General features: G+C 53.7%; 9 protein-coding genes. 1 reads left to right on the top strand and 8 read right to left on the bottom strand.

All coding sequences use genetic code 11. The annotated features are described in order from the left end of the window. Positions 1 to 226 precede the first annotated feature (226 nt). The gene (gene pepT, locus ABIB59_RS01400) at positions 227 to 1453 is read left to right on the top strand and encodes a peptidase T (protein ID WP_354033739.1); all 1227 of its coding nucleotides are present in this window, start codon (positions 227 to 229) and stop codon (positions 1451 to 1453) included. 67 nt (positions 1454 to 1520) lie between these two features. Here pepT and ABIB59_RS01395 read toward each other — a convergent pair whose 3' ends face one another. The 8 genes from ABIB59_RS01395 to ABIB59_RS01360 all read right to left on the bottom strand — a co-directional run bounded on the left by ABIB59_RS01395 (position 1521) and on the right by ABIB59_RS01360 (position 11126). Further along, positions 1521 to 2642, bottom strand: coding sequence for a ribosomal protein uL16 3-hydroxylase (locus tag ABIB59_RS01395; protein ID WP_354033737.1), 1122 nt, complete (start codon positions 2640 to 2642; stop codon positions 1521 to 1523). 90 nt (positions 2643 to 2732) lie between these two features. Then, positions 2733 to 4196 carry a two-component system sensor histidine kinase PhoQ gene (gene phoQ, locus ABIB59_RS01390; protein ID WP_354033735.1) on the bottom strand — a complete coding sequence of 488 codons (1464 nt, stop codon included), beginning with the start codon at positions 4194 to 4196 and terminating at the stop codon, positions 2733 to 2735. Then, positions 4193 to 4867, bottom strand: coding sequence for a two-component system response regulator PhoP (gene phoP, locus ABIB59_RS01385; RefSeq protein WP_041851692.1), 675 nt, complete (start codon positions 4865 to 4867; stop codon positions 4193 to 4195). The genes phoQ and phoP overlap by 4 nt, the downstream gene beginning before the upstream one ends. Before the next feature lie 137 nt (positions 4868 to 5004). After that, positions 5005 to 6375: an adenylosuccinate lyase gene (purB, locus tag ABIB59_RS01380; RefSeq protein WP_041851691.1), complete on the bottom strand. Its 1371-nt coding sequence runs from the start codon at positions 6373 to 6375 to the stop codon at positions 5005 to 5007. 19 nt (positions 6376 to 6394) lie between these two features. After that, entirely contained in the window at positions 6395 to 7024 is a 630-nt protein-coding gene (gene hflD / locus ABIB59_RS01375; protein WP_041851690.1) for a high frequency lysogenization protein HflD, read from the bottom strand. Positions 7025 to 7059: 35 nt separating this feature from the next. Beyond that, positions 7060 to 8202 carry a tRNA 2-thiouridine(34) synthase MnmA gene (gene mnmA, locus ABIB59_RS01370; protein WP_354034147.1) on the bottom strand — a complete coding sequence of 381 codons (1143 nt, stop codon included), beginning with the start codon at positions 8200 to 8202 and terminating at the stop codon, positions 7060 to 7062. Positions 8203 to 8390: 188 nt separating this feature from the next. Next, the gene (locus ABIB59_RS01365) at positions 8391 to 10343 is read right to left on the bottom strand and encodes a methyl-accepting chemotaxis protein (RefSeq protein ID WP_079496548.1); all 1953 of its coding nucleotides are present in this window, start codon (positions 10341 to 10343) and stop codon (positions 8391 to 8393) included. A gap of 333 nt (positions 10344 to 10676) precedes the next feature. After that, positions 10677 to 11126, bottom strand: coding sequence for an NUDIX hydrolase (locus ABIB59_RS01360; RefSeq protein WP_041851688.1), 450 nt, complete (start codon positions 11124 to 11126; stop codon positions 10677 to 10679). Positions 11127 to 11130: the final 4 nt, after the last annotated feature.

The following is an 11130-nucleotide window of genomic DNA, read 5'->3' as shown; positions in this document are numbered from 1 at the left end:
ACCTTAGGGTCTGACACATTGATGAAGGGCTGGCATTCTACGGCAAAGCACTGAAATCGCCAATCATTGATCTATTTACGCGGCCAAAAGTGAATTTTGTCAGCTACGTTTAAGTGAACAAAACAAAAATGAAAATATTCTCGTTTGCGGGATAAAAGTGACCTGACGCAATATTTGTCTTTTCCGGCTTATTGATAATGTTGTCACGTTTAGCGAGGGTGGCTGTATGGATAAATTATTAGAGCGTTTTTTGCAGTATGTTGCGCTGGATACTCAGTCGAAGCCGGGTGTCCGTCAGGTACCGAGTACCGACGGGCAATGGAAGCTCTTGCGCTTACTCCAGCAGCAGCTTGAAGAGATGGGGCTGGAAAACGTCACACTGAGCGAGAAAGGTACAGTGATGGCTACGCTGCCCTCTACCGTTGACAAGCCGGTACCTGCTATCGGTTTTATCTCGCATGTTGATACTTCCCCGGATTGCAGCGGTAAAAATGTGAATCCGCAAATCCTCGAAAACTACCGTGGCGGTGATATCGCGCTGGGTATCGGTGATGAAATCCTCTCACCCGTTATGTTCCCGGTGTTGCACCAGTTGTTGGGGCAGACGCTCATCACCACAGACGGTAAAACCCTGTTGGGTGCCGATGACAAAGCCGGCGTGGCGGAAATCATGACCGCGATGGCGGTGCTGAAACAGAAAAAAATCCTGCATGGTGATATTCATGTGGCTTTCACCCCGGACGAAGAGGTTGGTAAAGGGGCGAAACATTTTGACGTCGAGGCGTTTGGCGCGAAATGGGCATACACCGTCGACGGTGGTGGGGTGGGGGAACTGGAGTTCGAAAACTTCAATGCCGCCTCGGTCACCATCAAAATCGTAGGGAATAACGTCCATCCGGGAACCGCGAAAGGGGTGATGGTGAACGCGCTGTCACTGGCAAGCCGCATTCATGCGCTGGTGCCAGCCGACGAGAGCCCGGAAAATACCGAAGGTTATGAAGGTTTTTACCATCTTACCAGCATCAAAGGCACCGTTGAACGTGCGGAGATGCATTACATCGTTCGCGATTTTGACCGCAAAGCATTTGAAGCGCGTAAGCGCAAAATAATGGAAATTGCCAAAAAAGTCGGGAAAGGGCTGCATCCGGACTGCTACATCGAGCTGGTGATTGAAGACAGTTATTACAATATGCGCGAGAAGATAGTCGATCATCCGCATATTATCGATATTGCCTGTCAGGCCATGCGCGATTGTGATATCGAACCGCAGATGAAAGCGATTCGCGGCGGTACCGATGGCGCGCAGCTATCATTTATGGGGCTGCCCTGTCCTAACCTGTTCACCGGCGGTTATAACTACCACGGCAAACATGAGTTCGTGACGCTTGAAGGGATGGAAAAAGCGGTACAGGTAATCGTGCGTATCGCCGAGCTGACAGCGAAACAGGAATAAAAGCAATTCTCTAAAGAACGAGACAGACAGGCCGGGCAAACGTGATGTTGCCCGGCTTTTTTATGGCTTAGTCTTCAAAGAACCAGTATCCGCTGTTGACCAGCGCGGCAAGCATCGCGAGGAAGGACGGGTCTTCGAGCGCATCGCCAAAGACGCTATCATTCAGAACAATGTGATTTGCCAGGGCGTCGAGTGCCGGGCGGTGTGGGGAGTTAATCCGCTCGCCGTTAACGAACACTTCGCCCGCGATACGTAATACACGCAGACCACCTAAACGCACCAGCTTGTCCCCCTGTTTCAGGGCATCGTAAATCTCATCAGGCTGGTAGGGCGGCTCCGGCGGCGTGACATCCAGTTCATGACGCGACTGGGTAATAAACTCACCGATCCACTCATTGAAATGCTCTGGCTGATTGATCAGATCGAGCATTATCTGGCGCAGGCCGTCCAGCTCTTGCGGTAGCACATCCGCCGGGTGTTCACGTGACGGCACATCCGGGTCGGTATAACGCTGGCTGCCCAGTTCGCGCTGCAACACATAATCGGCAAAACCGCTGATTAATTCTCGTCCGCTGGGGGCTCGGTAGCCAACGGAGTAGTTCATCGAGTTTTCCAGCGAATAGCCTTCGTGCGGGAATCCTGGCGGAATATAGAGAATATCGCCCGGCTCCATCTCTTCATCAATAATGGCTTCGAAGGGATCGACCTGTAACAGGTCCGGGTGCGGGCAGTGCTGCTTCATTGGCGTCTTTTCACCAACACGCCAGCGGCGGCGGCCGGTACCCTGAATGATAAAAACATCATACTGATCGAGATGCGGGCCAACGCCACCGCCGGGCACGGAAAACGAAATCATCACATCGTCGGTGCGCCAGTCGGGCAGGGCGCGGAAAGGACGCATCAGCGCCGCGGTCGGTTCATGCCAGTTGTTCACAGCCTGCACCAGCAGCGACCAGTTGCTTTCACCCAGATGGTCATAACTTTCGAAAGGCCCGTGGCTGACCTGCCATTTGCCATCAAGATGGCTTACCAGGCGGCTGTCGACTTCATCTTCCATGGCCAGACCGGCCAGTTCGTCAGGGGAAATGGGATCGATAAATTGTGCAAAGCCGCGTTTCAGTACCACCGGGCGTTTTTGCCAGTAGCGCTCGATAAAATCCGGCCAGTTAAGGTTGATGTTATAGTCCATGTTTGTTTCCCCAAACGTTAGTTTGAGTCGGAGTATAACGGATGGTGGACGGCCTGCGTGGGACAGGCCGTGTTATTTTGACTGAATGCGTTAATTATCGCCGCTTATCGGCTGCTGGCGGCCAAAGATGGCCTCCATTTTTGCCCCGCCGAGTAAACTTTCGCTGGTCAGGATTTGCCCGTCGTATTGTTCTACGATTTCGCGTGCGACGGATAACCCCACCCCCTGGCCCGGACGTAGCGTATCGGCGCGCTGACCACGATCAAAGACCACCTCACGTTTGGATAACGGGATCCCAGGACCATCATCTTCGATAATGATGTGCACGCTCTCGTCGGTCTGCCTTGCGTATACTTCGACAAATTCGAGGCAATATTTGCAGGCGTTGTCCAGGAGGTTGCCAATCACTTCCATAAAGTCGTTTTTCTCACCGACAAAGCTTATCTCCGGGGAGATATCGAGGCTGATATTCACCCCTTTTCGTTGATACACTTTGTTTAGCGCCGAGGTCAGGCTATCAAGAAGCGGGGCGACCGGGTGAAGTTCACGGCTGAGCAGCCCGCTGCCACCGCGCATGCTGGCGCGATGCAGATAGTAACCAATCTGCTGAGAAATGCGGCTAATCTGTTCCAGCATTACCGGTTCGGCGTCGCTGACGCTCAGCTTTTCACTGCGTAACGAACGCAGCGTACTTTGCAGCACTGCCAGCGGGGTTTTCAGGCTGTGTGTCAGGTCGGTGAGGGTGGTCCGGTATTTGTCGTAGCGCTCGCGCTCGCTTTTGAGCAGGCGGTTGAGGTTACGCACCAGGCTTGTAAGCTCGCGAGTGGTGGCCGGGTTCAGATTCTCACGGTGATGCTCCTCCAGTTCGCGCACCTCTTTCGCCAGTTCTTCGATAGGGCGCAAGCTCCACCAGGCTGCCATCCATAGCAGTGGGATCACCAGCAACAGGTTTGCCGCCAGGACATAGATGAACCAATTCCACACCATCCAGGAGCGTTTGAGTTCGATGGGCACGGTATCGATAACGACAATGGTGAGCTGCGGCATCCGCGCCGTGGCAGGATAGAGATTGACCGCCACCGAGTGGGTCATCTCCGAGGTGTTGTCATCTTCCCGAATCGCATTGAACTGCTCCACCACCGACTCATCGTTATCGACCAGCGTGCTGGAGTCGTCCACATCCGCTTCGATTTCATGGAATCCATCGGCCTGAAGCCAGGCAGGGTCAACACGTTTTGCCAGCCACGGGATATCACGTTGCGCCCAGATAAGTTTGCCGTCTTTGTCATAAATCAGCGTGATAGTCGGGCTTTGTAAATTGAGGCTGTTGGGCAGGTCGACAGTCAGGGTGTTGTTTTCCCAGCGGGCAAGGGTATAGAACAGGTTACTTTCACCGCGCAGCAGGCGAAACGTGGTCTTATCGAAACTGACGCTATAGCCTATAAGGGCAACCATGCCATAGGCGAGGGAGAGCACCAGCACGACGGCGGCGGTCGCCAGAAGGAAACGAACCCGTAGCGAGAGCGGCAGAAAATGCCGCATTAAACGTCTCATTTGGGCAGTTCGAAGAGATAACCCTGGCCACGTACCGTGGTGATCACCTCTGCGGGATAGAGTGCCTGGATTTTCTTACGCAAGCGTCCCATAAGGACATCAATGGTGTGGCTTTCGCGCAGTTCGGCATCGGGATAGAGCTGGAGCATCAGCGAATCTTTGCTGACCACTTTGCCGCTGTTGCGAATCAGGGTTTCCATAATGGTGTATTCAAACGCGGTCAGTTTAACCACTTCACTGCTGATCGACATTTCGCGGCGCGAGAGGTCCACCTGAAACGGCGGCATAGAGATAACCTGTGAGGCCAGACCGCTGTTACGGCGCATCAGGGCCTGAATGCGCGCCACAACTTCTTCTATATGGAAAGGTTTGGTGACGTAATCATCGGCACCTGCGCTCAGTACTTCGACTTTATCCTGCCAGCCTTCACGCGCGGTCAGGACCAAAACAGGCAGAGAGACCTCATGGCTGCGCCAGCGGCGAATCAGCGATAAGCCGTCTTCATCGGGCAGGCCGAGATCGACAATGGCGATATCAGGCACGTGTTCATTAAGAAAATAGTCCGCTTCCTTTGCATCTTCCGCGGCATCGACCTGATGTCCCAGTTCCTGAAGCTGAACTTTTAAGTGGTGACGCAACAGGGCATTGTCCTCCACAACGAGTACGCGCATCGTCTTAACTCTCCTTATATTTTCAATACGAATAGTTTAACGCTGATTCTCGGGCGGCAGGGATAAACATTTGTTAAACCGAGAGGAAGGAAGCCCTCTTTCCTGATGAAAAGAGGGCGACAGGCAGCAGGAAGGGGTTATTTCAGTTCATCGACCATGGTGATGGCACGGCCAATGTAATTTGCCGGGGTCATCGCTTTCAGGCGAACTTTCTCGTCTTCCGGCAGTGCAAGGCTATCGATAAACTGTTTCATGCCTTCGGCATCCACACGTTTACCACGAGTCAGCTCTTTGAGCTTCTCATACGGTTTTTCGATACCGTAGCGGCGCATAACGGTCTGAATCGGCTCTGCCAGTACTTCCCAGTTATGATCCAGCTCGTCCAGCAGACGGTCGCGGTTCACTTCCAGTTTGCTCACGCCTTTCAGGGTTGCCTGATAGGCAATCAGCGCATAGCCCACGCCAACGCCCAGGTTACGCAGTACAGTGGAGTCGGTCAGGTCGCGCTGCCAGCGGGATACCGGCAGTTTGCTGGCCAGGTGCTGCAACACCGCATTCGACAGGCCGAGGTTGCCTTCGGAGTTTTCGAAGTCAATCGGGTTCACCTTGTGCGGCATGGTGGAAGAACCAATTTCGCCGGCGATGGTTTTCTGTTTGAAGTGGTTCAGGGCGATATAACCCCACACATCGCGATCGAAGTCGATCAGGATGGTGTTAAAGCGCGCCATGCAGTCAAACAGCTCTGCAATGTAGTCATGCGGCTCGATCTGCGTGGTGTACGGGTTCCACTGGATACCCAAAGAGGTCACAAACTCTTCGCTGAACTGGTGCCAGTCCACTTCCGGATAAGCGGCGATGTGGGCGTTGTAGTTCCCCACCGCACCGTTGATTTTGCCGAGGATTTCCACCTGATTTAGCTGGCGATACTGGCGTTCCATACGGTATGCCACGTTAGCCATCTCTTTCCCCATGGTAGACGGCGTAGCCGGCTGTCCGTGAGTACGAGAAAGCAGAGGAATATCGCGATACTGCACGGCGAGGTCTTTCACCGCATCAATCACCTGACGCCAGTAAGGCAGGATGACCTCATCACGCGCGGTTTTCAGCATCAAGGCGTGGGAGAGGTTATTGATATCTTCTGAGGTGCAGGCGAAGTGGATAAATTCAGAGACCGCGTGTAATTGCGCGATATCCGCCACTTTTTCTTTCAGAAAATATTCGACCGCTTTCACGTCATGGTTAGTGGTGCGCTCGATAGTTTTGATACGCGCCGCGTCTTCTTCATTGAAGTCGGCGACGATTTTATCGAGGAAACCGTTTGCGTCGTCAGCAAAAGCAGGAACTTCCTTGATCGCTGCATGTGACGCCAGCTTTTGTAACCAGCGTACTTCGACTTGTACACGAAATTTCAGCAAACCGAATTCGCTGAAAATCCCGCGCAGCGCGCTGACTTTATCGCCGTAGCGTCCATCGACAGGGGAAACGGCGGTCAGTGAGGATAATTCCATAGTTCAGAACTCCGGGAGGTTAACAATGAGCGAGAATTTGTTTGGCCTGAGTGGTCAGGCGATTACGGGAAAACATTAATTGCAGGCGGCCACCGCCAACCTGATGCCACAGCACCGCAGCACGAATACCTGCAAGCAGCGTGGCGCGAACTTTCGCCTGGACCTGCGGGCTTTGCAGCACCGCAGGCGAACCGGTCACCTGAATGCGCGGCCCGAGCGGGCTAATCACATCCACATAAATACCGGCCATGGCGCTAAGCAGCGTCTCCGACTGGAGATCAAAATGCTCAAGCTGGCGCTGCAAACCAGCGATACGGTCACCGAGCGTATTCATGGCGTCTTTGTGGCCCGCCAGCTTGCGCTCCAGCACCATCAGGCTAAGAGTATAGCGGGTCAATTCGGCATTCAGCCCCTGACGGCTGCTGGCATTAAGTACGCCGAGTAGCGTTTCCAGCCCGGTGCGCAGGTTTGCTTCGCTGCCACCAAAAACGCTCAGGGTTGAGTCCGGGTTAAGATCGATGACGCTGTTGAGAGAGACATGGAGCGCGTCGGCGTCGCAATGTCCCTGATGCGCCAGTTGCTGCACCAGACGGGCGGACTGGCAAATGCCCGCCAGCGCCAGGGTGATGTCGTAGTAATTCTTAGCCACACTCGCTCCTTGATTCGCTATCTCAGTCTCGTCGATTAAATCGGCAGCGCGATACGCTGTTCGATAATACCGCCGCCAAGGCACACTTCGCCGCTATAGAAAACGGCAGACTGGCCTGGGGTCACCGCAGCAACCGGCTCGTCAAAACGAACCTCAATGCGGTCATCATCCAGGGCAGTAATGGTGCACGGAATATCGGTCTGGCGGTAACGGGTTTTCACGGTGCAGCGCAGCGTACCGACCAGCGGTTCGCGATTAACCCAGTGCAATTGCTGGGCAATCAGCCCAACGGACATCAGACGTGGGTGATCGTGCCCCTGCGCGACCACCAGAATATTGTTTTCCACATCTTTATCGACCACGTACCACGGATCTTCGGTACCTTCTTTGGTTCCGCCAATCCCCAACCCTTTGCGTTGGCCCAACGTGTGGTACATCAGCCCCTGATGCTCGCCAATCTCTTCACCGTCAACGGTGAGGATTTTGCCCGGCTGGGCAGGCAGGTAGCGGCCTAAAAATTCGCGGAATTTGCGCTCGCCGATAAAGCAGATACCGGTAGAGTCTTTTTTCTTCGCGGTGACCAGCCCCAACTCTTCGGCGATTTTGCGCACTTCGGGTTTTTCCAGTTCACCGACCGGGAACAGGCTTTGCGCAATCTGCTCATGGCCAAGCGTATAGAGGAAATAGCTCTGATCTTTGTTGCCATCCAGACCGCGAAGCAAACGGCTTTTACCGTCGACATCAGCCCGGCGGACATAGTGACCGGTCGCGATATAATCGGCGCCCAGGTCTTCGGCGGCAAATTCGAGGAAGGCTTTAAATTTGATCTCTTTGTTGCACAGAATATCCGGGTTAGGCGTGCGCCCGGCTTTATATTCCGCCAGGAAGTGTTCAAACACGTTATCCCAATATTCTGCGGCAAAGTTTACGGTGTGGAGTTCAATACCGAGTTTGTCGCATACGGCCTGCGCATCGGCCAGATCGGCCGCCGCGGTACAGTATTCCTCGCCGTCGTCCTCTTCCCAGTTCTTCATGAACAGGCCTTCCACCTTATAACCCTGTTGCAGTAACAGCCAGGCAGATACGGAAGAATCGACACCGCCGGACATGCCGACGATCACTTTTTTTGGGCTATCAGACATAGAATACTCACGACATTGAACTTCAAGGCGGCGTATTCTATCACGCACTCGCCGCGCAGGCACCCCTGCATATTACCAATCCGCAACAAGTCGGGCGGAAATTACCGCTAACCTGGCCTGCCGTGAGCGCTTATGGCGTGATTGTTCGTCTGGAACGGGGCACGGAACGATAAACCCCAGCGAGGCCGGGGTTTATGTTAACTCATGCGTTTTGACGCGTTGTATCAGGCGGCTCGCTGATCGTCGATGCTGAACTGCTCGACACTCTGGGCAAGCTGCTGTGCCTGTTCTTCGAGGGAGCTTGCCGCCGCCGCCATCTCTTGCACCAGTGAGGCGTTCTGCTGGGTGACGCCATCCATCTCATTAACCGCAATCGTCACCTGGCTAATGCCTTTGGCCTGCTCATCAGAGGCGACAACAATCTCATTAATGATGGTTTGGACGGAATTCACCGCCTGGGTCATTTCCTGCATTGTCTTCCCGGCATCATTAACCAGTTGAACGCCGTTCTCAACGCGCTGACTCGACTCTTCAATCAATGCGGCAATCTCTTTCACCGCGTTGGCGCTGCGCTGCGCAAGGTTACGCACTTCGGAAGCCACCACGGCAAAACCGCGCCCCTGTTCACCAGCGCGCGCAGCTTCGACGGCGGCGTTAAGCGCCAGAATATTGGTCTGGAAGGCGATACTGTTGATCATGGTGGTGATGTCGCTGATTTTTTTCGAGCTGTCATCAATCTGCGACATGGTTTTAACCACCTGGCCGACCAGTGCTTCACCCCGGCTGGCAATCTGCGTTGCATTTGCTGTCAGTGCCGTGGCCTGATGTGCGTTGGTGGCGTTATGTTTCACCGTTGCGCTGAACTGCTCCATGCTGGCGGCAGTTTGCTCCAGCGCTGCGGCTTGCTGCTCTGTACGCGAAGAGAGGTTAATGTTGCCGCTGACAATCTCCCCCGCACCCTGACGTACAGAATCACTGGCATCTTTGATCTGCCCGACGATTTGACGCAGTTGTGCCTGCATGGTCTGCAGCGCGAAGAACAGGCTATGGCGATCGCCAGATTTGACGTTAATCTCGTTATCCAGTTTGCCGTCTGCGACGGCCAGCGCGATGGTTGCCGCTTCCAGCGGTTCGCCGCCAATCGGTTTCAATACTTTGCGGCTAAAGACGATACCCAGTAAGGCGCTAACCAGCAGAATGCTAAGTACCATCAGAATGATAGCGTTCATCAACTGACGGTTGGCCGCTGCCATCACCTGGCTGACCGGTGCGACGACACCCAGATACCATTTGTCGGTACTGTTGCCGATAGACACCGGCTGCCAGGTCACTAAAGCATCCTCACCGAGGATAGCATCAGGCTGTTCCACAACCTGTGAAGAGAAGTTATTGGTGTTGCCCGGAAAGGGTTTACTGGTCATTTTCTTATCAGGATAAGAGATAACTTTGCCTGCGGTAGACAACAGCACGGCGTAGCCGCCACCTTCCCAGGGTTTAATTTGATTTACTTTTTCCTGCAATGAGGCAAGTGAGATATCCGAGGTGATCACAGCATGCAGTTTGCCCTGACTGACCACCGGGGCGGCGACGGATGTCAACAGCGTCGGTACGCCGTTGTAAGCGTAGCTATAGGGTTCAATCAGCGTGTCTTTCTGAGATTTTTGCGGCACCAGGTAATAATCGCCCTGGCCTGGCGTCAGGTAAGAGAGCAGGGGGTGCATCTTGAAATTGCCAGACTGGTCGCGATCAACGAAGAAGGCATAACGCCCCTTCGGCGCCTGATCGGGCTTATCTGCAAAATCCGCATCTTTTCCGTCAAAGGCGTTTTCTTCAAAAATCACCGAGATGGAAAGGTAATCAGGATTATCGCGCAGAGCGGATTCCATCATTTTATCGGCGACTTGACGATCCGTTATCCCGGCTGCCGGTAAGGCAATCAGACTGTGACCGAGGTTATGCGCAACATCGCGCGCATAGTTAAGGTCTTGCTGAATTTTCAGGGCCTCACTCTGCGCAATCTGATGTAAGTATTTTTCTGCTAATGATTTTTGCTCGTTGCTGGACTGCCAGCTCAGCACGCCAATGGTTGCAACAAAGCCGAGAGTGATGGTTAACGCACCTGTGAGCAACATTTGCGCGCGGGTACTCATCTTTTTTTGAACATACTGTCTTGCCATCACCGTACCTCTGATCTCAACGTGTAGCGCCATTACAATCCCGCAAATCGGGGCTGCCTTCCTTGATGTCTATCGGCGTATGTTTTTTGATCTTTAGTTGTTACAAATGCAGCCGCTTTGGCGTAAAAATGCACAAAAAAGGGGATGTGTAGCAGGAGTAATCGCCGACGTGCGCGGAACGTGAAGGAATATAGCGAGTGTAGCGTTACTTCTGGTGGGTTAAGTTGCGGTTAAATATTTCGCTTTGGTATTAATTCAGCCAGGTGTTGTTGACGGGCACAACGGGGAAAACACAACAACCGCGCAGGCGCGGCTGTTGTCAAAACCTGACGCTTAGTTAAAAGGCCAGTTAAATTCGCCAATCACCGATAACGGATAACGTGTACCGGTTTGCCAGCTACGAATACTTTCTGCGACCAGCGGGGAGCGCAGGTTTTTCGCGTTCAGGATCTCATCAGCGCTGACCCACAGGCAACGGTCAATATCACTGTCGTGCGGCTCGGTGGCGCAGATGTCTTCAAGATCGACGGCAAACAGAAAACGCAGGAAAGGTGTTTTGTCCGGCGCTATCCACTGATGCATACGAATAAAGGCATCGGGCGTGGCATGAATACCCGTCTCTTCCCACAGCTCGCGTTTTGCAGCCTGCACCAGCGTTTCATTGGCCTCCAGGTGGCCGGCAGGCTGATTCCACAGTGCCTTGCCGCTGATTGTCTCTTCTACGACCAAAAACTTGCCCTGCGCATGGACGACGCAGGCGACGGTGACATGAGGTTTAAACATACTT

The sequence above is a fragment of the Citrobacter sp. UYEF32 genome, assembly GCF_040546205.1.
Taxonomy (GTDB): domain Bacteria; phylum Pseudomonadota; class Gammaproteobacteria; order Enterobacterales; family Enterobacteriaceae; genus Phytobacter; species Phytobacter diazotrophicus.
This window is presented reverse-complemented; position numbering and strand designations above follow the sequence as displayed.

Coding starts and splice junctions, on each gene's coding strand:
- purB (WP_041851691.1), bottom strand. CDS start 6,375: ATGGAATTATCCTCACTGACCGCCGTTTCCCCTGTCGATGGACGCTAC.
- ABIB59_RS01395 (WP_354033737.1), bottom strand. CDS start 2,642: ATGGACTATAACATCAACCTTAACTGGCCGGATTTTATCGAGCGCTAC.
- phoP (WP_041851692.1), bottom strand. CDS start 4,867: ATGCGCGTACTCGTTGTGGAGGACAATGCCCTGTTGCGTCACCACTTA.
- ABIB59_RS01360 (WP_041851688.1), bottom strand. CDS start 11,126: ATGTTTAAACCTCATGTCACCGTCGCCTGCGTCGTCCATGCGCAGGGC.
- ABIB59_RS01365 (WP_079496548.1), bottom strand. CDS start 10,343: ATGGCAAGACAGTATGTTCAAAAAAAGATGAGTACCCGCGCGCAAATG.
- phoQ (WP_354033735.1), bottom strand. CDS start 4,196: ATGAGACGTTTAATGCGGCATTTTCTGCCGCTCTCGCTACGGGTTCGT.
- pepT (WP_354033739.1), top strand. CDS start 227: ATGGATAAATTATTAGAGCGTTTTTTGCAGTATGTTGCGCTGGATACT.